Below are 20,793 nucleotides of genomic sequence, written 5' to 3'. Positions count from 1 at the left end.
CGTGGATCCGGTCAGCCGACGCGGCGGTCCATCGCACGCACGCCCGCCCATGCGGCGGGCATGAGGGCCGCGGCGAGCGCCCACTTCACGACGCCGCCGACGATGAACGGCAGGAAGCCGAGGGCGAGCGCGCCGGGGAGGTCGACGGGCGCGCCCATCGCGGCGAGGACGGCGGCCATGTAGGGGATGCCGAACGCGAAGGGGATGAGGCTCGCGGCACCGAAGAGCGCGACGGCGAGCAGCGGGCGGCGGTCCCAGCGGCGCTCCGCGAGCCAGCCGACCACCGCGGCGGTCGCGATGAAGCCGATGATGAAGCCGAAGCTCGGCTTGCCGATCGCGGCGATGCCGCCGGTGAAGGTCGCGAAGATCGGGGCGCCCGCGACGCCCAGCACGAGGTAGCCGACCATCGCGGCGACGCCGCGGCGGAACCCGAGGGTCGCGGCGACGAGCATGACGCCGAGCGTCTGGCCGGTGACCGGGACGGGCCACATCGGCACCTCGACCTGCGCGAGCGCGGCGACGACGGCGATGCCGGCGGCGACGAGCAGCACGTCCTTGACGAGCGTGCGCTGACCGACGAGCACGTCGGCGAGCACCGGCTTCGCGAGCACGGCGGCGGCGGATGAGGAGCGGCGGGGGAACGGGCGCGGCGCAGTCATGCCGCCAGCCTAGGGGTGCGACGGTCCCGCGCACCGCATCCACAGGCCCGCGCTGCCGACGGCCCATACGATCGGCCCATGAGCGATCTCTCCACCAAGGCCACCGCACTGCTGACGATGCACGACGAGTTCGTCGTGCTCCCCACCGCGTGGGACGCGTGGTCGGCGCGCACCCTCGTCGACGCGGGCTTCGCCGCCATCACGATCGGCAGCCACCCGCTCGCCGAGTCGCGCGGCCAGGAGGACGGCGAGGGCATGACCCTCGACGACGCGATGGAGGGCATCGCCCGCATCGTCGCATCGGTCGACGTGCCGGTCTCGGCCGACGTCGAGTCGGGCTACGGCGCCGAGCCCGCGGAGCTCATCGAGCGGCTGCTCGAGGCGGGCGCCGTGGGCCTCAACGTCGAGGACACCGTGCACGGCGAGGGCCGGATGCGCGAGGCGCAGGAGCACGCGGACTACGTCGCGGGCCTCCGCGCCGCGGCCGACGCCGCCGGCGTCGACGTCGTGATCAACGCGCGCACCGACGCCTTCGCGCGGCCGGAGCTGCACGGCGGCGACCCGCTCGAGCAGGCGATCCTCCGCATGGAGCTCGCGGAGCAGGCCGGGGCACGGTCGCTCTACCCGGTGAAGCCGCCGACGCCCGAGGCGCTCGCCGCGATCCTCGCCCGGGTGTCGCTGCCCGTCAACGTCACCGCCCACCCTGTCAAGGGCTCGGTGGTCGGCCAGCTGGACGAGATCCGCGCGAGCGGCGCGCGGCGCGTGACGTTCGGCCCGCTGCTGCAGGCGTCGCTCACGGAGTCGATCCAGGAGCTCGTGCAGCCGTGGCGCTGACGACCTTGGGCTGACGACCCTGCGCTGAGAACCCGGGCTGACCGGCGCTGCGGCGCGGGTGCCGGGCCGCTCGACCCGCTGGTAGGCTGGACGGCTGGCTCGCTCAACGCGAGCCGGCCACCCACCAACTTCGAGAGAGGCTCCCGCGCGTGATCGCCGTGTCCGGATTCGAGCTCTCCGTCGGCCCGCGGACGCTCATGACCGACGTCTCCTTCCGCATCGAGCGGGGCGACAAGATCGGCCTGGTCGGGCGCAACGGCGCCGGCAAGACGACCATGACGAAGGTGCTCGCCGGCATCAGCGACGACCGCGACGGCCACACCTTCTCGGGCAAGGTCGAGCGCAGCGGCGAGATCGGGTACCTGCCGCAGGACCCGCGCTCGGGCGACCCCAAGCAGACGGCCCGCCGGCGCATCCTCGACGCACGCGGCCTCGGCGAGCTCGTCGAGGGCATGCGGCTCGCGACCGAGCAGATGGGCGAGGGCGGCACCGTCGCCGACGACGCGATGCGCCGCTACAGCCGGCTCGAGGACCGCTTCCTCGCGCTCGGCGGCTACGCGGCCGAGGCCGAGGGCGCCGCGATCGCGTCGAACCTGCAGCTGCCCGACCGCATCCTCGACCAGCAGCTCGAGACGCTCTCCGGCGGCCAGCGCCGCCGCATCGAGCTCGCGCGCATCCTCTTCTCCGGCGCCGACACGATGCTGCTCGACGAGCCGACGAACCACCTCGATGCCGACTCCGTGACGTGGCTGCGCGAGTTCCTCAAGGGCTACCAGGGGGGCCTGCTCATCATCAGCCACGACGTGCAGCTCGTCGAGGAGACCGTCAACCGCGTCTTCTACCTCGACGCCAACCGGCAGGTCATCGACATCTACAACATGTCGTGGAAGCTCTACCTGCGGCAGCGCGAGGCCGACGCGGAGCGCCGCAAGCGCGAGCGCGCCAACGTCGAGAAGGCGGCGAGCCAGCTCGAGATGCAGGCCGCGAAGATGGGCGCGAAGGCGTCGAAGGCCGTCGCGTCGAAGCAGATGGCGAAGCGCGCCGAGCGGATGCGCTCCGGCCTCGAGGACGAGCGCGCCGTCGACCGCGTGGCGAAGCTGCGCTTCCCGAAGCCCGCGCCGGTCGGCAAGACGCCGATCATGGCGCGCGACCTCTCGAAGTCGTACGGCTCGCTCGAGATCTTCACCGCCGTCGACCTCGCGGTCGACCGCGGTTCGCGCGTCGTGATCCTGGGGCTCAACGGCGCCGGGAAGACGACGCTGCTGCGCATCCTCGCCGGCGTCTCGCAGAGCGACACCGGCGAGATCGACCGCGGGCACGGCCTCAAGGTCGGCTACTACGCCCAGGAGCACGAGACCCTCGACGTCGAGCGCTCGGTGCTGTCGAACATGCTGTCGGCGTCGCCCGACATCACGTCGACCGAGGCGCGGCGCGTGCTCGGCTCGTTCCTGTTCACCGGGGACGACGCCGACAAGCCGGCGCGCGTGCTCTCCGGCGGCGAGAAGACGCGCCTGTCGCTCGCGATGCTCGTGGTCTCGAGCGCCAACCTGCTGCTGCTCGACGAGCCGACGAACAACCTCGACCCCGCGAGCCGCGAGGAGATCCTCGGCGCGCTCGGTGCGTACGAGGGCGCGGTCATCCTCGTCAGCCACGACGAGGGCGCGGTCGAGGCGCTCGACCCCGAGCGCGTGCTGATCATGCCCGACGGCACCGAGGACCTCTGGAGCCCGGAGTACCTGGACCTCATCGGCCTGGCCTGACGCGAGAGACGAGGAGCTGCGATGGAGGAGCCCACCGGCTGGCTCGCCGTGGTCCGCGATGCGTTCTCGGCGATCGGCATCCTCGCGTTCGCCATCTCGGGCGCGCTGCTCGCGGTGCAGAAGCGCATGGACGTCGTCGGCATGGCGGGGCTCGCGGTCGTGACCGCGACGGGCGGCGGCATGCTGCGCGACATGCTCATCGGTGCGACCCCGGTCGCGGCGCTCGTCGACTGGTGGATGCTCGCGGTCGCCCTGGGCGGCGCGCTCGTCGTCCTCGCGCTGCACCGCTGGATGGAGCGGCTCGACCGGCCCGTGCTCGTCTTCGACGCGATCGGCCTCGGCATCTTCGCCGTCGAGGGGGCGCGGAAGGCGATCGAGCACGGCGTCGGCCCGGTCGGCGCCGCCTTCGTCGGCATGCTGACCGGCATCGGCGGCGGCATGCTGCGCGACGCGCTCGCCAACGACATCCCGGCCGTCTTCCGGCGCGACTCCCGGCTCTACCTGCTGCCCGCGCTCGTCGGCTCGAGCGGCGCGGCTGCCGCGGTCGCGCTCGGCTACGGCCACTGGCTCGTGCTCGCCATCATCGCCGCCGTCGTGACGGCGCTGCGCATCATGAGCGAGCTGCTGCGCTGGCACGTGCCGGCGCTCAAGACGGAGGCGATCCCGACCATCCGGGACTGAGGCGACGGGCGTCGGCCCACATCTTCCGCTATTGACAGTGGCGCTATCGACAGCGACACTATCGACATGCGGATCGGTGAGCTGAGCGAGCGGACAGAGGTCAGCAGCGCCTCCATCAAGTTCTACGTGCGGGAGGGGCTGCTGCCGCCGCCCGAGCGCGTCGGCTACAACCGCTCCGAGTACGACGACGGCCACGCGGCACGGCTGCGGCTCATCCGGGCGCTGCTCGAGACCGGCGGCCTGAGCGTGCAGGCGGCGCAGCGGGTGCTCGCGGCCGCGGACGACGAGTCGGTGCCGATCCTCGACCTCATGCGCACGGCGCAGGCCGCGATCCCCGTCCCCGAGGCTGCGGCCTCGCGGGAGTCGGTCGCGGCGGTGCGCGCGGTCGCCGACCGGATGGGCTGGTCGACCCACGACGAGAACCCGGGGATGCTGCAGTCGGCGCGCGTGCTCGACGCCTACCGCGCGCTCGACCTGCCCGAGCTGACCGGCCTGCTCGAGCCCTACGCGCGCGCCGCCGACGAGGCCGCGCGCGCGGAGCTCGCCGTGACCGTCGCCGCCCCGGACCGCTCGCGCATGGCAGCGATCGTCGCCGTCGGCACCGTGCTCGGCGACACGCTCATCGCCGGGCTGCGCCGCATCGCGCAGGAGGCCGCGGCGCACGCGGCCATGCGCGACCCCGCGCAGCCGCCCGCCGCCGAGCTGCGCGAGCTCGACCGCCAGCTCGACCGGGAGCCGTCATGACGCAGCGCCACTCGACCCAGCGCCTCGTGACCCAGCGCCTGCACGGTCCGCTCGTCGCCCTCACCGCCCTCATGGGCGTCTCGGCGGTCGCGAGCGTCGTGCTCGCGGTCATCGCGCCGGTCGAGATCCTCGGCGCGAACGGGTGGCTCAAGCCGCTGAAGTTCTCGATCTCGATCGCGATCTTCGCCGCCACGATCGCGCTGATCCTCGACACGCTGCCGCGTCGACGCTGGCTGTGGTGGCTCGGCACGGCGATCGCGCTGCTGCTGCTCGCGGAGCAGGTCGTCATCGTGGCGGCCGTCGCGCAGGGGAGCACGAGCCACTTCAACGTCGCGACGGCCGTGGCGAGCGCGCTCTACTCGCTCATGGGCGCCTCGATCGCCGCGGTGTGGCTGCTCACGCTCGTGCTCGGCGTGCTCGTCTGGCGCCGTCGGGACGGCGACCCCGCCCGCCGGGCGGCGCTGCGGGCGGGCATCGTGGTGGGGCTCGCCGGGATGGGGCTCGCGTTCCTCATGACCGGCCCCACGAGCGCGCAGCTCAGCGACTTCCAGGGCGTCGCCGGTGCCCACGCGGTCGGCATCGCCGACGGGGGAGCCGGTCTGCCGCTGCTGGGCTGGTCGGTCGAGGGCGGCGACCTGCGCGCGCCCCACTTCATCGGGATGCACGCGCTGCAGGGCCTGCCGCTGCTCGTCTGGGGGCTGGAAGCCCTCGTGCGGCGCGTGCCGCTGCTCGCCAGTGTCGTGACGCGGACGCGGCTCGCGTGGATCGCGGGCACCGCCTGGGCCGGCGTCACCGCGATCACGCTCTGGCAGGCGCTCCGCGGGGAGTCGATCATCGCGCCGAGCGCACCCGTCGCCACGGCGACCGCGCTGCTCGCGGTCGGCATCCTCATCGCGACGGCTGCCGTGCTCCGGTCGCCGCGCGTGCCCGAGGCGGGACGCCGCGCGCCGCAGCCCGTCGCCTGATCAGCGACGGTCGAGGATGTCGTCCTCGATGTCGGCGTCGCTGCGGCGCCGCCGCACCGGCGCGTCGACGGGCGTCGCCTCCGCGCGGCGCGCGTCGCGCAGCGCCCACCAGAGCGCGGCGAAGCCACCGAGGGCGAACACGTACCACTGCAGCGAGTACGACAGGTGCGGCCCCTCGTCGAGCACGGGCCGGGTCGCGACCGCGACGTCGGTCGGCACGCCGTCGCCCTCGCTGACGAGCAGGCCGTACGCGCCCGTGTAGACGGGGTCGCCGAGCTGCGCGGCGAGCGACGGCAGGTCGACCGAGGCGATCTGCCCGACGGGCGCGCCTCGCCCGGCGATCGTGCCCTCGTTCGGTCGCAGCCGGGCGACCACCGTCGTCCGGCCTGCGGGCGTCGAGGGCGCCGAGACCGGCTGCTCCGCGCCCTCGGCCTGGTCGATCCATCCGCGGTCGACGACGAAGACGGTGCCGTCCGTGGTGCGGAACGGCGTGATCACGTCGAAGCCGACCTCGCCGTCTCGCCAGCGGCCGCGCAGCAGCAGCTGCTCCTCGACGAGGTACTCGCCCTCGACGACCACCGGGGTCCACTGCTGGTCGATGTCGAACGCGTCGAGGGCGGGCAGGACATCCGCGACCGCCGCAGGTGCGCGGTCGTAGTTCGACTCCAGGCGGTCGATCGCGGCGAGCGCCTGCTCGCGGCGCTGCCACTGCCAGACGCCCAGTGCGCAGCAGACGATCGCGAAGACCACGGCCATCGCGAGGTAGCCGAGCCAGCGCGGCTCGCGGAGGAGGCGCAGCATCAGGCGACCCGCTCGACCGTCTCGCCGAAGGCGGTGATCGTGACGGGGAACGCGCGCGACCGGAGCCAGGCGGCGAGCGACTCGCGATGCGCATCGCACGCGGCCCAGGTCTTCACCCGGTCGACGTCGTGGATCCGCGGGTTGCGCCAGTGCACCGCGTGCACGGCCGGCGCCGTGCAGCCCGCGGCGGAGCAGCGCGTGCCCGTGTCGCCATCGAGCATCGAGAGCAGGCTCACGCCGTGGGCTCCGTCCTCGGCGATCCGTCGGTCGACTGCGCAGGACCGCCGCGGCGCGCGGCGTCGTCCGGATCGGCGGGGCCGTCGTGGTGCGTCGGCGCGGCGGGCAGGGCGTTCGGCGAGATCCGACCCGTGTCTGCGGGGCCGCGCGTCGTGGCGTTGGCGATCACCACCGCGAAGTACGGCAGGAACACCGCGAAGAAGGCGGGGATCAGCTTCCACCAGTCCGGCACCACGAAGAAGACGCCGAGGGCCGCCACGCGCACGAGCATGAGGATCAGGTACAGCCGGAATCGCCTCTGACGTTCCTCGTCAGGGGAGATCGGGAGGTCGGTGATCGACGCGGATCGCTGTCGCATGGCTCTTGCCACTCTACGCGCGCGCGTGCGGCGGCGTCTGTGCTGTGGGCGGAATCCGGCCGAGCCATAGGCTGGCGGGCATGACCCCTCGCACCGTGCTCGTCACCGGCGGCAACCGCGGCATCGGCCGCGCCATCGCCCAGTCCTTCCTCGATGCCGGCCACCGCGTCGCGATCACCTCGCGCGACGGCTCCGGCCCGGAGGGCGCCCTCGCGGTCGCCGCGGACGTCACCGACGCCGCATCCATCGACGCCGCGTTCACGCAGATCGAGGCCGAGCTCGGGCCGATCGAGGTCGTCGTCGCCAACGCGGGCATCACCCGCGACACGCTGCTCATGCGCATGAGCGAGCAGGACTTCACCGACGTCGTCGACACGAACCTCGGCGGCGCGTTCCGCGTCGTGCAGCGCGCGTCGAAGGGGATGCTGCGCAAGAAGTGGGGCCGCATCGTGCTCATCTCGAGCGTGGTCGGCCTCTACGGCGGACCCGGCCAGGTGAACTACGCCGCCTCGAAGGCCGGACTCGTCGGCATCGCCCGCTCCATCACGCGCGAGCTCGGCTCCCGCGGGATCACGGCCAACGTCGTCGCGCCGGGCTTCATCGAGACCGACATGACCGCGGCGCTCGACGACGCGACCCAGGCCGAGTACAAGCAGGCCATCCCCGCCGGCCGCTACGGCAGCCCCGAGGAGATCGCCGGCGTCGTCCGCTGGATCGCGAGCGACGAGGCCGCCTACATCTCGGGCGCCGTCATCCCGGTCGACGGCGGCCTCGGCATGGGCCACTGAGGCCGCGTCGAGCACCGACGGAACGGAGCCGATCGTGGAGAGCCGCCACCTGAGCGTCATCATCCGCCGCGATCCGGGCGAGGTCGCGGCGTTCGCAGGCGACCCACGGCGGCTGCCCGACTGGGCCGCCGGCCTCGCGGCGGGCGAGCCGCGCGTCGATGGCGACGTGCTCGTCGTCCGCTCGCCGATGGGGGAGGTGCGCGTGCGGTTCGCGCCGCCCAACGACCTCGGCGTGCTCGACCACGAGGTGACGCTGCCTGACGGCACGGCCGTGCACAACCCGCTCCGCGTGCTCCCGCATCCGCTCGGCGCGGAGGTCGTCTTCACGCTGCGGCGCCTCGACGGGGTGACGGCGGATGCCTTCGAGGCCGACGCGACGGCCGTCGCGGCCGACCTCGAGCGCCTGCGGTCGCTGCTCGAGGCGTAGGCCCGGCAGCGTCAGTCGGGCAGCAGGGCGAGCAGCTCGCGGAAGTCGGGCACGTCGACGACGTGCGTCGCCTGCGCCCGCACGGCGGGCTTCGCGCAGAACGCGACCGAGATGCCGGCGACCGCCATCATGAGCAGGTCGTTGGCGCCGTCGCCGACCGCCATGATCCGCTCGCGCGGCACCTGGAGGTTCAGCCGCAGCGACTCGAGCGTGTCGCGCTTCGCCGCGCCGTCGATGACGGGACCGATCGAGCGCCCGGTGAGCCGGCCGTCCGCGACCTCGAGCCGGTTGGCGCGCGTGTGGTCGACGCCCAGCTCGGCGGCGAGCGGGTCGAGCACCTCGTGGAAGCCGCCGGAGACCGCGGCGATCGCGCCGCCGCGCTCGTGGACGGCGGCGATGAGGTCCGGCACGCCGGGCGTGACCGTGATCTGGGCGCGCGCCTCGTCGACGATCGACGCGGGCAGCCCCTCGAGCACGAGGAGCCGCTCGGCGAGCGACGCGGCGAAGTCGATCTCGCCGCGCATCGCGCGCTCGGTCACCGCGGCGACGTGGCGCTCGGCGTCCGGCCCGACGGCGCGCGCGAGCAGCTCGATGACCTCGTCGCGGATGAGCGTCGAGTCGACATCGGTGACGACCAGCAGGCTGGCCGTCGTCACCGCATGATCTTCTGGCCCTTGCCGACCGTCACGATGCCGGAGGTCGAGATCGCGAAGCCGCGCGCCCGATCCGCCTCGTGGTCGACGCCGATCTGGACCCCGGGGCCGATCTCGACGGCCTTGTCGATGATCGCGCGGCGCACGACCGCGCCGGCGCCCACGTGCACCTGGTCGAAGAGCACCGCGTCGGAGACCGTCGCACCCGCATCGATCGTGCACCAGGGGGAGACGACGCTGCGGACGATCGAGGCGCCCTGGACGACGGAGCCCGCGCCCACGATCGCCTCGTTGACGTCGGCCGCCCGGCCCCACGCGTCGCGGGTGAACTTCGCGGGCGGCGCGTTCACCGTCTGCGTGTAGATCGGCCACTCGCGGTTGTAGAGGTTGAAGATCGGCAACGCCGAGATGAGGTCCATGTGCGCGTCGAAGAACGACTCGATCGTGCCGACGTCGCGCCAGTAGTACTTGTCGCGCTCGGTCGCGCCCGGCACGGTGTTGTTCTTGAGGTCGTACATCGCGGCCTCGCCGCGCTCGACGAACCAGGGCACGATGTCGCCGCCCATGTCGTGGCCGGAGCCCTCGAGCTCGTTGTCCACCGTGACGGCCTCGACGAGCGCATCCGCGTCGAAGACGTAGTTGCCCATCGACGCGAGCACCTCGCCGGGTCCGACCGCGTAGGCGGTCGCGTCGGCGGGCTTCTCGTGGAAGGCCTTGATGAAGCCGTCGCGCTCCTCGTCCTCCTCGATCACGCCGAACTGGTTGGCGAGCTCGATGGGCTGGCGGATGCCGGCGACCGTCGCGCGCGCGCCGGAGGCGATGTGCGCGTCGATCATGTCGCGGAAGTCCATGCGGTAGACGTGGTCGGCGCCGACCACGACGACGATGTCCGGCTTCTCGTCGGCGATCAGGTTAAGCGACTGGAAGATCGCGTCGCCGGAGCCGGCGAACCAGTGCTTGCCGGTGCGCTGCTGAGCGGGCACCGACGTGACGTAGGCGTTCAGCATCGACGACATCCGCCACACCTGCGAGATGTGGCGGTCGAGCGAGTGCGACTTGTACTGCGTCAGCACGACGATCTGGCGGAGGCTCGAGTTGATGAGGTTCGAGATGGCGAAGTCGATCAAGCGGTAGGCACCGCCGAACGGCACGGCGGGCTTGGCCCGATCCGCGGTCAACGGCATCAGCCGCTTGCCCTCGCCACCGGCCAGCACGATCCCGAAGACCTTCTTGTCCATAGGCGCCACCCTATGTGCCTCGTCTGAGGATGACCAGACAATGCCCGCCGGGCTGCGCGCCGCACGGGTAGCGTGTGGCCATGCGCATCGACCTGCTCACCAAGGAGTACCCGCCGGCCGTCTACGGCGGCGCCGGCGTCCACGCCGCCGAGCTCGTGAAGGCGCTGCGGCGCTCGATCGAGGTGCAGGTGCGCTGCTTCGGGGCCGACCGCGACGAGGCGGACGTCACCGCCTACGACGTGCCGGCGGAGCTCGCGTCCGCGAACGGTGCGCTGCAGACCCTCGCGGTCGACCTGCAGATCGCCGACGCCGTCGCGGGCAGCGACCTCGTGCACTCGCACACCTGGTACGCCAACGAGGCCGGCAGGCTCGCGCAGGAGCTGCACGGCATCCCGCACGTCGTGACCGCGCACTCGCTCGAGCCGCTGCGCCCCTGGAAGTCGGAGCAGCTCGGCGGCGGCTACCGCATCTCGAGCGACATCGAGCGTCGCGCCTACGAGGCGGCCGACCGCGTCATCGCCGTGTCGGACGGCATGCGCGCCGACATCCTGCGCTCGTACCCGGCGCTCGACCCCGAGCGGGTCGTCACGATCTACAACGGCATCGACCTCCAGGACTGGGCGCCCAACCCGGACGCCGACCGCGCCCGCGAGCTCGGCCTCGACCCGGCGCGCCCGTCGGTCGTCTTCGTGGGCCGCATCACGCGCCAGAAGGGGCTGCCGCACCTGCTGCGCGCGGCGAGCGCGCTGCCCGACGACGTGCAGCTCATCCTCTGCGCCGGTGCGCCCGACACCCCCGAGATCCTCGCCGAGGTCAAGGCGCTCGTCGCAGAGCTGCAGACGACCCGCGAGGGCGTCGTGTGGATCGACGAGGTGCTCCCGCGCACCGACCTGCGGGCGCTCCTCACCCACGCGACGACCTTCGTCTGCCCGAGCGTCTACGAGCCGCTCGGCATCGTCAACCTCGAGGCGATGGCGTGCGGCGCGCCCGTCGTCGGCAGCGCGACCGGCGGCATCCCCGAGGTCATCGACGACGGCGTGACGGGGTTCCTCGTGCCGATCGACCAGGTGCAGGACGGCACGGGCACGCCCACCGACCCCGACCGCTACGTCGCCGACCTCGCCGACGCCCTCACACGGATGGTCGCCGACCCCGAGGCGGCACGGCGGATGGGCGAGGCGGGCCGGGAGCGCGCCCGTGAGCGCTTCGACTGGGGCCGGATCGCCGACCAGACGCGCGAGGTGTACGAGACCGTGATCGCCGAGCGGGCGGCGGGCGCGGCGCGGCGCTGACCGCCGCGGCGGGGAGACCCCCGGGCGCTCGGTAGGCTCGCAGGCATGGCCAGCGTCCTCGAGCTCACCGACGTCTCGTTCGTCCGGAACGGCAACCGCATCCTCGACAACGTCTCCTGGACGGTCGACGAGGCCGACCGCTGGGTGATCCTCGGCCCGAACGGCGCCGGCAAGTCGACGATCCTGCAGCTCGCCGCGGCGAACCAGCACCCGACGTCCGGCACGGTCGACCTGCTGGGGGAACGCATCGGCAAGGTCGACGTCTTCGAGCTGCGCACCCGCATCGGCCTCGCCGCCACCGGGCTCGCGCGGCGCATCCCCGCGACCGAGCGCGTCGGCGACGTCGTGCTCACCGCGGCCTATGCCGTCACGGGCCGGTGGCAGGAGCGCTACGAGTCGTTCGACCTCGAGCGCGCCGCCGAGGTGATGGATGCGTGGGACCTCAGCGCGCTCTCGACCCGCACGTTCGGCACGCTCTCCGACGGCGAGCGCAAGCGCGTGCAGATCGCCCGCGCCGTGATGACCGATCCCGAGCTCATGCTGCTCGACGAGCCCGCCGGCAGCCTCGACCTCGGTGCGCGCGAGTCGCTGCTGCAGTCGCTCGAGGACTACGCGTCGAGCAGCCTCGCGCCGGCGATCGTGATGGTGACCCACCACGTCGAGGAGATCCCGCCCGGCTTCACGCACGGCATGCTGCTGCGCGACGGCGGCATCGTCGCCGCGGGGCCGCTCGACGAGGTGCTGACGGACGCGCGGCTCACCGAGACGTTCGGGCTGCCGCTCGAGGTGCGGCACGAGAGCGGCCGCTGGTCGGCGCGCGCGCCGCGCTGAGAGTCGCCCACCGCCCGCATCTTTGATACCATCGTCTGTCGGCCCGCAGTTTGGCCGAAGACTTCCCGCGCTCGAGCGACCAAGGACTGACATGAAGACCGAGATCCACCCCGACTACAAGCCGATCGTGTTCCGCGACCTCGCCTCGGGCGAGACGTTCCTCACGCGCTCGACCGTGACCAGCAACAAGACGATCGAGCTGGACGGCGAGACCTACCCGGTCATCGACGTCGAGATCTCGAGCGCGTCGCACCCGTTCTACACGGGCAAGCAGCGCATCATGGACTCGGCCGGCCGCGTCGAGAAGTTCAAGAACCGCTACAAGGGCTTCGGCGGCTGATCGCACCCCACACGTCCAGAGGGCGACGAGCTTCGGCTCGTCGCCCTCTGTCGTGTGCCCGCCCGCTCGCTTGCTGATCGAGGAGCACGCGGCCGCCAGGCCGCGCGCGTGTTGAGTTCACGTCCCGGACGACGGAGCGAGGTGTGAGATCGATCGGCTTGACCCGGTCGCCACCGCCCCAGAGCGGTCGGCGCCGCGCTCAGCCCGATCGAGCGCACGTGGGCATCGAGACGAGCGAGTCGAGGCCCTCCCTGCTGATCGAGTAGCACGCGGCCGCCAGGCCGCGCGCCTACCGAGATCACGTCCTGGACGACGACGGCGCCTGTGACGTCGATCGGCCTGACCCGGTCGGCCGCGCCCTATAGCGGTCGGTGCCGCGCTCAGCCCCATCGAGCGCACGCGCGCATCGTCTCGATACGCGCGGCGGCAAGCCGCCGTGCTCCTCGACGAGCGGGTGGAAGTCATCCCTGCTGATCGAGTAGCGCGCGGCCGCCAGGCCGCGCGCGCATCGAGATGACGTCCTGGGCGGCGGCCCGAGGTGTGAGATCGATCGGCCTGACCCGGTCGGCAGCGCCCCAGAGCGGTCGGCGCCGCGCTCAGCGCGATCGAGCGCACGCGGGCGCCGAGACGAGCGGAGTAACCCTCGATGCTGATCGAGTAGCACGCGGCCGCCAGGCCGCGCGCGTATCGAGATCACGTCCTGGACGACGGCGCGAGGTGTGAGATCGATCGGCGTGACCCGGTCGGCGGCGCGTCAGCGCCGTCGGTGCCGCGCTCAGCCCGATAGAACTCACGCATCCTTCGTCTCGATACGCGCGGCGGCAAGCCGCCGTGCTACTCGACGAGCGTGTGGAGGCGCGAGCTGCTCCGCCATCCCGCTGATCGAGTAGCACGCGGCCGCCAGGCCGCGCGCGTATCGAGATCACACCCCGGACGGCGGCGGCGGCGACGTCGATCGGCCTGACCCGGTCAGTACCGCCCCGGAGCGGTCGGCGCCGCGCTGGGCCCGATCGGCCTCACGCATCCGTCGTCTCGATACGCGCGGCGGCAAGCCGCCGTGCCGCTCGACGTGGGGGTGGAAGCCCTCCCTGCTGATCGAGTAGCACGCGGCCGCCAGGCCGCGCGCGTATCGAGATCGCGTACGGACGAGTGCGGCTAGCGGCGCAGCGGCCAGCCGCGGCCCGCACTGAACGACGGATCGCTGCGGCGGCGGAACGCCTCGAAGTCGGCCGCCTGCTCCTCGGCCCACGCCTCGGTGAGCTCATGCAGCGAGATCGGGTCGATGCGGAGCTCGGGGAAGCGCGCGGTCATCGCCTGCGCCACCCGGCCGGCCGCGATCGCGTCGGCGCTCGCATCGTGCGCGTCGAGCAGCTCGACGCCGTAGACCTCGGTCGCGACGGTCAGGGTGCGCTTGCCGCGCCGGAAGCGGTCGACGCGGCGGTCGATCACCATCGGGTCGATCACCGGCCGCGCGACGATCGTGTCGAGGCCGTAGCGGCGGCACTCTGCGTCGAGCAGCGAGAAGTCGTAGGCGGCGTTGAAGGCGCAGACGGCGAGCCCCTTCGCCAGGTGCGCCGCGATCGTGTCGCGGATCTCGCGCACCGCGCCCGCGGGCTCCGCGCCCTCGGCCCGCGCCCGCTCGGTCGTCACGCCGTGCACGGCGATCGACCCCTCGGGGATCTCGATGCCCGGGTCGACGATCCAGGACCGCTCCTCGACGACCTCGCCGGATGCGTCGAGCACGCCGACGTAGGCCGTCACGATGCGCGCCTCGGTCGGGTCGACGCCGGTCGTCTCGAGGTCGAAGACGACGAGCCGGTCGATCCAGCGATCCGGGGCGTCGGCGCTCACCTCGAGGATCGGACGCACGAGCGGCCGCGCGGCCGCGGCAGGCATGCTCGACGCCGTCGCACCGGGCATCGCGTCGACCCCGGCGTCGGCGACCACGGCGCCCGCGAGGCCCACCATCGGGTCGCTCAGCGTCTCGGTGCTGCGGAGCTGGACGTCTGTCATGCGCTCACGGTAGCCGCCACCGCCCACACCCGCCGGTAGGCTCGGCGCGTGCCGATCGACTCCCCGTACCGGGCGCTCCTGGACGCCCTCCCGCAGCGCGAGCGGACGGTCGACATCGACGGCGTCACGACCGCCGTCTTCGAGTACGGCCCCGACGATGCGCCTCCGATCGTCTTCGTGCACGGCTTCCGCGGCGACCACCACGGCCTCGAGCCGGTCGCCGCGCACCTGCCCGGCCTGCGCGTCATCGCCCCCGACCTGCCCGGCTTCGGGGCGTCGGATGCGCTGCCACACGCGACGATCGACGCCTACGCCGCGTGGCTGCGCGCGTTCGTCGCCGCCGAGGCGGCGGCCGCTGGCCGCGCGCCCGCGGTCCTCGGCCACTCCTTCGGGTCGATCGTGGTCGCGCACGCCGCCGCCGGCGGCCTCGACGCATCCCGCATCGTGCTCGTGAACCCGATCGCGACCCCGGCGCTCTCCGGCGCGAACCGCATCGCCTCGCTGCTCGCGCTCGGCTACTACCGCGCGGCCGCGGCGCTGCCCGAGCGCGCGGGCCTCGCCGTCCTCGGCGCGCCGCCCATCGTGCGCGGCATGAGCGCGTTCATGGCGAAGACCCGCGACCGCGAGCTCCGCGCCTGGATCCACGACCAGCACGACCGCTACTTCTCGCGCTACGCATCGCGGCAGGCGGTGCTGGAGGCCTTCGACACGTCGATCCGGCACACGGTCGGCGAGGTGGCCGACCGCATCCGGCTGCCCGTGCAGCTCATCGCGGCCGACCTCGACGACATCACGCCGCTCGCGCAGCAGCATCGCCTGCGCGGCCTGCTGCCCGACGCCCGCCTGTCGGTGCTGCGCGGCGTCGGCCATCTCGTGCACTACGAGCAGCCGCGCGAGGCGGCCGCGATCATCCGCCGCTTCCTCGCGGAGCCGATCGAGCAGCCGGACGAGCCCGCCGCGCGCCACGACGAGCAGGGCCAGTAGCCGCGTGCGCATCCTTTTCGACTGCCGCTACGTGCGGCTCGAGCGGCACGACGGCATCTCGCGCTTCTCCGCCGAGCTGGTCGCCGAGCTCGCCCGCGACCACGAGGTGACGATGCTCGTGAGCGACGAGCGGCAGCTGACGATGCTCCCGCAGCTCCCGCACGTGCTCGGGCCCTCGCCGACCGGACCGCTCGAGCCGCTCACGGCGTGGCGGCTGCGCCACGTCGACGCCGACATCGCCTACTCGCCGATGCAGACGATCGGATCCGTCGGTCGCGCGTGGCCGCTCGTCACGACCGTGCACGACCTCATCTACTACCGCCACCCGACGCCGCCGCGGAACCTGCCGGCCCCGGTCCGCGGCCTCTGGCGGCTGTACCACCTCTCCTACGTGCCGCAGCGGCTGCTGCTCGACGGCGCCGACGGCGTGGTGACCATCTCGGAGGCGACCCGCGCGCTCATCGAGCGGCACCGGCTCACCCGCCGCCCGGTCGCGATCGTGCCGAACGCCGCGGCGTCGCTCGGCGCACCCGTGACGCACACCACGCCGCCCACGACCCGGCTCGTCTACATGGGCTCGTTCATGCCATACAAGGATGTCGAGACGCTCGTGCGCGCCGCCGCGCTGCTGCCCGGGCACGAGCTGCACCTCTGCAGCCGCATCGACGCCGCCACCCGCGCGCGCCTCGAGGGGGTCGCGCCGGGCGCATCCCTCGTCTTCCACGACGGCATCTCGGACGACGCCTACGCCGAGCTGCTGCGCAGCGCGACCGCGCTCGTGCACGCCTCGCGCGACGAGGGCTTCGGCATCCCGCTGCTCGAGGCCATGAGCCTCGGGGTGCCCGTCGTGGTCGCCGACACCGCGATCTTCCGGGAGGTCGGTGGCGACGCTGCCAGCTTCTTCCCGGTGGGCGACGCGGATGCGCTCGCACGCGCCGTGCGGACGCTGGAGGGGGAGTGGGCGGCCCGCTCGCGCGCATCGCTCGAGCAGGCCGCGAGGTTCAGCTGGCGCGAGTCGGCGGCGCGGCTGGCGGCGTTCCTGGAGCGGGTGTCGAGGGAGGCGCGGGGGCGGAGGGGCTGAGGGCCGAGCGGTGACTCCCGGCGCCAGACGTCGCCGAGTGTCGATCTGTTGCTCGAGTGTCGCGACACTGGCGCAAGAGCTCGACAGTCGTGGGCTGAGGTCCGGGCCGAGCGCCAGGGCTTGGTCTCGATACGCGCGGCTCCTTCGTCGCCGTGCTACTCGACCGGCAGGTGGGGGCGCCGTGCTGCTCGACCGGCAGAGAGCGGCTCGGTCTCGATACGCGCGGCGTCGGCCGTGCTGCTCGACCAGCAGAGAGCGGATCAGAAGGGGGCGACGAGGGCGTCGGCGATCGTTGTGAGCGACTCGCTCGTGCCGCCCTCCACCCGGATCGCGGCGCGCGCATCCCAGCGCGTCTCGCCGCGGTTCACGATCACGATCGGCACCGCCGCGCGCCGCGCGACCTCGAGCAGTCGCGTGCCGGAGTTCACGACGAGCGACGAGCCCGCGACGAGCACGGCGCTGCCGGCGGCGATGATGTCACGCGCCTCGGCGAAGACCTTCGGCGGCACGGTCTCGCCGAAGAACACCACGTCGGGCTTCAGCACGCCGCCGCACACGGGGCACGGCGGCACCTGGAACTCGTGCGACGCGTCGATCTCGACATCGCCGTCCGGCTGCAGCCGCACCTGGTCGGGGATGACGATCCACGGGTTCAGCCGCTCGATCTCGTCGGCGATGCGGTGCCGGTCGAAGGTCGTGCCGCACTGCAGGCACGAGACCGTGTGCATCTGGCCGTGCACGTGCGTGACGTTCGACGACCCCGCGCGCTCGTGCAGGTCGTCGACGTTCTGCGTGGCGATGCCGGTGATGAGCCCCGCCTCCTCGAGCAGCGCGAGCGCGCGGTGCCCGTCGTTGGGGTGCACCGAGGTGAAGCGCCGCCAGCCGAGGTGGCTGCCCGCCCAGTAGCGGCGCCGCGCCGCCTCGCTCGAGCGGAACGTCTCGAAGACCATCGGCGTGCGCGCCGGCGCGCCCTCGCCGCGGTAGTCGGGGATGCCCGAGTCCGTCGAGATCCCCGCGCCCGTGAGCACGGCGATCCGCTTGCCGCGGAGGAGGTCGATCGCTGCGTCGAGCACCCGGCCACACTACTCGCCGGTAGGCTGTCCCACCGGGGACCCGGGGGAGGGCGCATGCCGATCATCACGATCGACTCCCTCGACGACGCCCGTCTCGAGGACTACGTCGGGCTCACGGACGTCGCGCTGCGGCGACGCACGGAGCCCGAGCGCGGGCTCTACATCGCCGAGTCGCAGACGGTGCTCGAGCGCGCCCTCGGCGCCGGCCACGAGCCTCGCTCCGTGCTCGTCGCGCCGCGCTGGCTGCCGCAGGTCGAGGCGCTGCTCGGCGACCGCGACGTGCCGGTCTTCGTCGGCGAGGAGCCGGTGCTCGAGCAGATCACCGGCTTCCACCTGCACCGCGGCGCGCTCGCGGCGATGCAGCGACCGGTGCTGCCGGATGTCTCGGCGCTGCTCGCGCACGCAAGTCGCGTCGTGGTGCTCGACGGCCTCGTCGACCACACGAACGTCGGTGCCGCGTTCCGCTCGGTCGCGGGCATCGGTGCCGACGCCGTGCTCGTGACCACCGCGTGCGCCGACCCGCTCTACCGCCGCAGCGTCCGGGTCTCGATGGGCACGGTGCTGCAGGTGCCGTGGACGCGCATCGACTCCGTCCCCGCCGCGATGCCGGCCTTCCGCGACGCCGGGTTCGAGGTCGCCGCGATGGCGCTCCGCGACGACGCGGTCGACCTCGACGCCTACGCGGCGGAGGCGCCGGAGCGCGTCGCGCTCGTCTTCGGCTCGGAGGGGCCCGGCCTCGGCGCCCGCGCGATCCACGCCGCCGACCGCGTCGTGCGCATCCCGATGCACCACGGCGTCGACTCGCTCAACGTCGCGGCGTCGGCTGCCGTCGCGATGTGGGCGCTGCGCGCTCGGGCGACGACCGCGGAGCGACGGTGACGGCCGCTGCCGCGCGGCGGCGCACCCGCCGCACGCATCCGCTCGTCGTGCTGCTGCGCATCCTCGTCGCGATGGTGCTCGTCGCCGCCGTGCTGCTCGGCGTCGCCGTGCTGCTCGCGCCGACGCCGGTCGTGGCGGCGACCCCGGTCGAGACGACCGCCGAGCCGCTGCCGGAGCCCGCGATCGACTGGCCCGCCGAGGCCCGCTCCGCCGGCTACGGCGTGGTCGGCATCGACGGTGCTCCGGACACCTGGGACAGCACGGGCAGCACCGAGGCGCATCCGATGGCGAGCGTCACGAAGCTCGTGACGGTGCTCATCGTGCTCGACGCGCATCCGATCACGGGTGACGACCGCGGTGCGACCATCACCCTCGACGGCGACGACGTCGCCGCGCAGTACCGTGCCCTCGCCGAGAACGCGCCGATCGCGCCCGTGTACGACGGGCTGCAGCTCACGCAGCGCGACCTCATCGAGTGGTCGCTCGTCGACTCGGCCGGCAACGCCATCTGGTCGCTCGCGAACTGGGCGTTCGGCGACATCGACGGCTTCCTCGCCGCCGCCGACGACTGGGCGGCGCGGCACGGCCTCGAGCACACCGACCTGGAGGATCCCGCGGGCCTCGAGGCGGGCAGCGTCTCGAGCGCGCTCGACCTCACGCGCATCGCCCTGATGGCGGTCGAGGACCCGGTGGTGCTCTCGACGATCCAGCTCGAGTCGGTGCGCATCCCCGGGATCGGCATCGCGCCGAACACGAACCGCATCCTCGGGCAGCACGACGTCGACGGCGGCAAGACCGGCACGCTCAAGGTGTGGGGGCGCAACCTCTTCGTCACCGCCGTGCGCGAGGTCGACGGCGTCGAGCGGCGGATCGTCGGCATCGTCATGGGCACGATCGCCGCCGAGGAGACCGACGCGGCGATGATCCAGCTGCTCGAGAGCGTCTGGCCCAACTTCGCCGCCCGCACGATCCTCCCCGAGGGCACCGTGGTCGCCGAGTACCGGGCGCCGTGGGGCGCGGCGACGGATGCGGTGACGACCGGTGCGCTCGACGCGCACGTGTTCGCCGACGACGCGCCGGGCTGGTCGGCGACGGCCGAGCCCATCGACGCGGGCTCGCCGCCGAGCGCGGTGGGCGAGGTGCGGCTCGAGGTCGGCGACGTCGCCGCGCCGGTCCGCACCACCGAGCTGCTGCTCGCGCCCGACGGCTGGTGGCGGATCGCGAACGCGCCGCAGGTGCTCGGCTGGTACGGGGACTCGACGCGGTAGCGCTCGCGCGCTAGTCGTCGAGGTGCTGGAACGGCAGCACCGGACCGGGCGTCGGGCGCTTCGGATGGATGGTGTCGCCGGACGACTGGCCGCGCAGGCGACGCACGACCCAGGGCGCGAGGTGCTCGCGCGCCCACTGCAGGTCGTCGAGCCGCACCCGCTGCCAGCTGCGCGCGGGCAGCGGCACGGGCTCCATCGGCGTCAGCTCGTGCTGCACCCCGAGCGCGTCGAGCACGAGGATGGCGATCGCGTGGTGCCCGTACGCCGAGAAGTGCAGCCGGTCGGGCGCCCACATGCGGGGCTGCTGCAGCTGCCGCGCCGACCACATGTCGGCGACGATCGCGCCGTGCTTCGCGGCGAGGCCGTGCAGGTTGGCGTTGTAGATGCCGACCTTGCCGCGGATGCCGCGCAGCACCGGCGTCATGGCGATGTCGGGGCCGTTGAAGAGCACGACCTGCGCGCCCGTCGCGGTGAGCGCCTCGAGCACGACGTCCATGCGCGCCGCGAGCACGTCGGGGTCGCCGCCGGGGCGGATGAGGTCGTTGCCGCCTGCCGAGATGGTGATGAGGTCGGGCTCGAGCGCGATGGCCGGCTCGAGCTGCTCGTCGACGATCTGCTGCAGCAGCCTGCCGCGGATGGCGAGGTTCGCGTAGCCGAGCCCCGGGCTCGTGCGCGCGAGCTCCTCGGCCACGCGGTCGGCCCAGCCGCGCACGCCGTTCGGCAGGTCCGGCTCCTCGTCGCCCACCCCCTCCGTGAAGCTGTCGCCCAGTGCGACGTAGCGGGTGTACGGATGCTCCATGCCGGCGTGCTGCATGCCTCCATCCTGCACCGGGAGAGGACGCGCCGGCACCCGGCGACAGCGGGCGCGCACCCGGGTGCGGCGGGAC

At 73.2% G+C, this 20,793-nt stretch carries 23 protein-coding genes; 14 read left to right on the top strand and 9 right to left on the bottom strand.

The window, feature by feature from the left end:
* Positions 1-11: 11 nt before the first annotated feature.
* The gene (locus EDD26_RS11895) at positions 12-659 is read right to left on the bottom strand and encodes a biotin transporter BioY (protein ID WP_123697905.1); all 648 of its coding nucleotides are present in this window, start codon (positions 657-659) and stop codon (positions 12-14) included.
* A gap of 78 nt (positions 660-737) precedes the next feature.
* On the opposite strand from EDD26_RS11895, the gene EDD26_RS11890 reads away from it, so the two are divergent.
* From EDD26_RS11890 to EDD26_RS11870, 5 genes are all read left to right on the top strand, one after another.
* Positions 738-1,493, top strand: a complete 756-nt coding sequence (locus tag EDD26_RS11890; protein WP_123697904.1) for an isocitrate lyase/PEP mutase family protein — start codon at positions 738-740, stop codon at positions 1,491-1,493.
* A 197-nt stretch (positions 1,494-1,690) separates the two neighbouring features.
* Positions 1,691-3,253: an ABC-F family ATP-binding cassette domain-containing protein gene (locus tag EDD26_RS11885; RefSeq protein ID WP_211333916.1), complete on the top strand. Its 1,563-nt coding sequence runs from the start codon at positions 1,691-1,693 to the stop codon at positions 3,251-3,253.
* A 21-nt stretch (positions 3,254-3,274) separates the two neighbouring features.
* Positions 3,275-3,934 (top strand): trimeric intracellular cation channel family protein, encoded by a 660-nt coding sequence (locus EDD26_RS11880; RefSeq protein ID WP_123697902.1) that lies wholly within the window; start codon positions 3,275-3,277, stop codon positions 3,932-3,934.
* Between the two features lie 66 nt (positions 3,935-4,000).
* A complete protein-coding gene (locus EDD26_RS11875; protein ID WP_123697901.1) occupies positions 4,001-4,678 on the top strand; it encodes a MerR family transcriptional regulator in 678 nt (225 codons plus the stop codon).
* Entirely contained in the window at positions 4,675-5,643 is a 969-nt protein-coding gene (locus EDD26_RS11870) for a hypothetical protein (RefSeq protein ID WP_123697900.1), read from the top strand. The genes EDD26_RS11875 and EDD26_RS11870 overlap by 4 nt, the downstream gene beginning before the upstream one ends.
* On the opposite strand, the gene EDD26_RS11865 is transcribed toward EDD26_RS11870, so the two are convergent.
* From EDD26_RS11865 to EDD26_RS11855, 3 genes are read right to left on the bottom strand one after another with little or no spacing between them, the layout of a single operon-like run.
* Positions 5,644-6,444, bottom strand: coding sequence for an SURF1 family cytochrome oxidase biogenesis protein (locus EDD26_RS11865; RefSeq protein ID WP_123697899.1), 801 nt, complete (start codon positions 6,442-6,444; stop codon positions 5,644-5,646).
* The gene (locus EDD26_RS11860; RefSeq protein WP_245989893.1) at positions 6,444-6,680 is read right to left on the bottom strand and encodes a hypothetical protein; all 237 of its coding nucleotides are present in this window, start codon (positions 6,678-6,680) and stop codon (positions 6,444-6,446) included. Before EDD26_RS11860 ends, EDD26_RS11865 begins: the two co-directional genes overlap by 1 nt.
* The gene (locus EDD26_RS11855) at positions 6,677-7,039 is read right to left on the bottom strand and encodes a DUF3099 domain-containing protein (protein ID WP_123697898.1); all 363 of its coding nucleotides are present in this window, start codon (positions 7,037-7,039) and stop codon (positions 6,677-6,679) included. Before EDD26_RS11855 ends, EDD26_RS11860 begins: the two co-directional genes overlap by 4 nt.
* Before the next feature lie 80 nt (positions 7,040-7,119).
* Between EDD26_RS11855 and fabG the strand changes: the two genes are divergently transcribed.
* Both fabG and EDD26_RS11845 read left to right on the top strand, forming a co-directional pair.
* Complete coding sequence (gene fabG, locus EDD26_RS11850) at positions 7,120-7,827, top strand: 3-oxoacyl-ACP reductase FabG (RefSeq protein WP_123697897.1); 708 nt, start codon at positions 7,120-7,122, stop codon at positions 7,825-7,827.
* Between the two features lie 34 nt (positions 7,828-7,861).
* The gene (locus tag EDD26_RS11845) at positions 7,862-8,254 is read left to right on the top strand and encodes an SRPBCC family protein (protein ID WP_123697896.1); all 393 of its coding nucleotides are present in this window, start codon (positions 7,862-7,864) and stop codon (positions 8,252-8,254) included.
* Between the two features lie 11 nt (positions 8,255-8,265).
* Here the strand turns inward: EDD26_RS11845 and serB are convergent, their stop codons facing one another.
* On the bottom strand, positions 8,266-8,910 hold the full coding sequence (serB, locus tag EDD26_RS11840; protein WP_123697895.1) for a phosphoserine phosphatase SerB: 645 nt from the start codon (positions 8,908-8,910) through the stop codon (positions 8,266-8,268).
* Entirely contained in the window at positions 8,907-10,145 is a 1,239-nt protein-coding gene (glgC, locus tag EDD26_RS11835) for a glucose-1-phosphate adenylyltransferase (RefSeq protein ID WP_123697894.1), read from the bottom strand. The genes serB and glgC overlap by 4 nt, the downstream gene beginning before the upstream one ends.
* A gap of 80 nt (positions 10,146-10,225) precedes the next feature.
* Between glgC and glgA the strand changes: the two genes are divergently transcribed.
* The 3 genes from glgA to EDD26_RS11820 all read left to right on the top strand — a co-directional run bounded on the left by glgA (position 10,226) and on the right by EDD26_RS11820 (position 12,608).
* The gene (gene glgA, locus EDD26_RS11830; RefSeq protein ID WP_123697893.1) at positions 10,226-11,437 is read left to right on the top strand and encodes a glycogen synthase; all 1,212 of its coding nucleotides are present in this window, start codon (positions 10,226-10,228) and stop codon (positions 11,435-11,437) included.
* A gap of 45 nt (positions 11,438-11,482) precedes the next feature.
* Positions 11,483-12,268, top strand: coding sequence for an ABC transporter ATP-binding protein (locus EDD26_RS11825; RefSeq protein ID WP_123697892.1), 786 nt, complete (start codon positions 11,483-11,485; stop codon positions 12,266-12,268).
* Between the two features lie 91 nt (positions 12,269-12,359).
* Positions 12,360-12,608, top strand: a complete 249-nt coding sequence (locus EDD26_RS11820) for a type B 50S ribosomal protein L31 (protein WP_123697891.1) — start codon at positions 12,360-12,362, stop codon at positions 12,606-12,608.
* A gap of 1,155 nt (positions 12,609-13,763) precedes the next feature.
* Here the strand turns inward: EDD26_RS11820 and EDD26_RS11815 are convergent.
* Positions 13,764-14,621 carry an exonuclease domain-containing protein gene (locus EDD26_RS11815; RefSeq protein WP_342769311.1) on the bottom strand — a complete coding sequence of 286 codons (858 nt, stop codon included), beginning with the start codon at positions 14,619-14,621 and terminating at the stop codon, positions 13,764-13,766.
* 48 nt (positions 14,622-14,669) lie between these two features.
* On the opposite strand from EDD26_RS11815, the gene EDD26_RS11810 reads away from it, so the two are divergent.
* Both EDD26_RS11810 and EDD26_RS11805 read left to right on the top strand, forming a co-directional pair.
* Positions 14,670-15,605 carry an alpha/beta fold hydrolase gene (locus tag EDD26_RS11810; protein WP_123697890.1) on the top strand — a complete coding sequence of 312 codons (936 nt, stop codon included), beginning with the start codon at positions 14,670-14,672 and terminating at the stop codon, positions 15,603-15,605.
* A 4-nt stretch (positions 15,606-15,609) separates the two neighbouring features.
* Positions 15,610-16,686, top strand: coding sequence for a glycosyltransferase family 4 protein (locus EDD26_RS11805; protein WP_123697889.1), 1,077 nt, complete (start codon positions 15,610-15,612; stop codon positions 16,684-16,686).
* Positions 16,687-16,946: 260 nt separating this feature from the next.
* Here EDD26_RS11805 and EDD26_RS11800 read toward each other — a convergent pair whose 3' ends face one another.
* Complete coding sequence (locus EDD26_RS11800; protein ID WP_123697888.1) at positions 16,947-17,759, bottom strand: Sir2 family NAD-dependent protein deacetylase; 813 nt, start codon at positions 17,757-17,759, stop codon at positions 16,947-16,949.
* A gap of 54 nt (positions 17,760-17,813) precedes the next feature.
* Here EDD26_RS11800 and EDD26_RS11795 point away from each other — a divergent pair, with 54 nt between their 5' ends.
* Together EDD26_RS11795 and EDD26_RS11790 are read left to right on the top strand one after the other, a co-directional pair.
* Positions 17,814-18,638 (top strand): TrmH family RNA methyltransferase, encoded by an 825-nt coding sequence (locus EDD26_RS11795; protein ID WP_123697887.1) that lies wholly within the window; start codon positions 17,814-17,816, stop codon positions 18,636-18,638.
* Positions 18,635-19,906 (top strand): D-alanyl-D-alanine carboxypeptidase family protein, encoded by a 1,272-nt coding sequence (locus tag EDD26_RS11790; RefSeq protein ID WP_148058744.1) that lies wholly within the window; start codon positions 18,635-18,637, stop codon positions 19,904-19,906. The genes EDD26_RS11795 and EDD26_RS11790 overlap by 4 nt, the downstream gene beginning before the upstream one ends.
* A gap of 10 nt (positions 19,907-19,916) precedes the next feature.
* Here EDD26_RS11790 and EDD26_RS11785 read toward each other — a convergent pair whose 3' ends face one another.
* Positions 19,917-20,720 carry an SGNH/GDSL hydrolase family protein gene (locus tag EDD26_RS11785; RefSeq protein WP_245989891.1) on the bottom strand — a complete coding sequence of 268 codons (804 nt, stop codon included), beginning with the start codon at positions 20,718-20,720 and terminating at the stop codon, positions 19,917-19,919.
* Positions 20,721-20,793 lie beyond the last annotated feature (73 nt).

Origin of the sequence: Agrococcus jenensis, assembly GCF_003752465.1 — a bacterium.
Taxonomy (GTDB): domain Bacteria; phylum Actinomycetota; class Actinomycetes; order Actinomycetales; family Microbacteriaceae; genus Agrococcus; species Agrococcus jenensis.
The sequence above is the reverse complement of the archived record's forward strand: the minus strand, read 5'-3'. Positions and strand labels throughout refer to the sequence as shown.

What these genes read in the sequence shown, in the direction of transcription:
- EDD26_RS11895 (WP_123697905.1), bottom strand. Translation starts at nt 659, where the DNA reads ATGACTGCGCCGCGCCCGTTCCCCCGCCGCTCCTCATCCGCCGCCGCC.
- EDD26_RS11890 (WP_123697904.1), top strand. Translation starts at nt 738, where the DNA reads ATGAGCGATCTCTCCACCAAGGCCACCGCACTGCTGACGATGCACGAC.
- EDD26_RS11885 (WP_211333916.1), top strand. Translation starts at nt 1,691, where the DNA reads ATGACCGACGTCTCCTTCCGCATCGAGCGGGGCGACAAGATCGGCCTG.
- EDD26_RS11880 (WP_123697902.1), top strand. Translation starts at nt 3,275, where the DNA reads ATGGAGGAGCCCACCGGCTGGCTCGCCGTGGTCCGCGATGCGTTCTCG.
- EDD26_RS11875 (WP_123697901.1), top strand. Translation starts at nt 4,001, where the DNA reads ATGCGGATCGGTGAGCTGAGCGAGCGGACAGAGGTCAGCAGCGCCTCC.
- EDD26_RS11870 (WP_123697900.1), top strand. Translation starts at nt 4,675, where the DNA reads ATGACGCAGCGCCACTCGACCCAGCGCCTCGTGACCCAGCGCCTGCAC.
- EDD26_RS11865 (WP_123697899.1), bottom strand. Translation starts at nt 6,444, where the DNA reads ATGCTGCGCCTCCTCCGCGAGCCGCGCTGGCTCGGCTACCTCGCGATG.
- EDD26_RS11855 (WP_123697898.1), bottom strand. Translation starts at nt 7,039, where the DNA reads ATGCGACAGCGATCCGCGTCGATCACCGACCTCCCGATCTCCCCTGAC.
- fabG (WP_123697897.1), top strand. Translation starts at nt 7,120, where the DNA reads ATGACCCCTCGCACCGTGCTCGTCACCGGCGGCAACCGCGGCATCGGC.
- glgC (WP_123697894.1), bottom strand. Translation starts at nt 10,145, where the DNA reads ATGGACAAGAAGGTCTTCGGGATCGTGCTGGCCGGTGGCGAGGGCAAG.
- glgA (WP_123697893.1), top strand. Translation starts at nt 10,226, where the DNA reads ATGCGCATCGACCTGCTCACCAAGGAGTACCCGCCGGCCGTCTACGGC.
- EDD26_RS11825 (WP_123697892.1), top strand. Translation starts at nt 11,483, where the DNA reads ATGGCCAGCGTCCTCGAGCTCACCGACGTCTCGTTCGTCCGGAACGGC.
- EDD26_RS11820 (WP_123697891.1), top strand. Translation starts at nt 12,360, where the DNA reads ATGAAGACCGAGATCCACCCCGACTACAAGCCGATCGTGTTCCGCGAC.
- EDD26_RS11815 (WP_342769311.1), bottom strand. Translation starts at nt 14,621, where the DNA reads ATGACAGACGTCCAGCTCCGCAGCACCGAGACGCTGAGCGACCCGATG.
- EDD26_RS11795 (WP_123697887.1), top strand. Translation starts at nt 17,814, where the DNA reads ATGCCGATCATCACGATCGACTCCCTCGACGACGCCCGTCTCGAGGAC.
- EDD26_RS11785 (WP_245989891.1), bottom strand. Translation starts at nt 20,720, where the DNA reads ATGCAGCACGCCGGCATGGAGCATCCGTACACCCGCTACGTCGCACTG.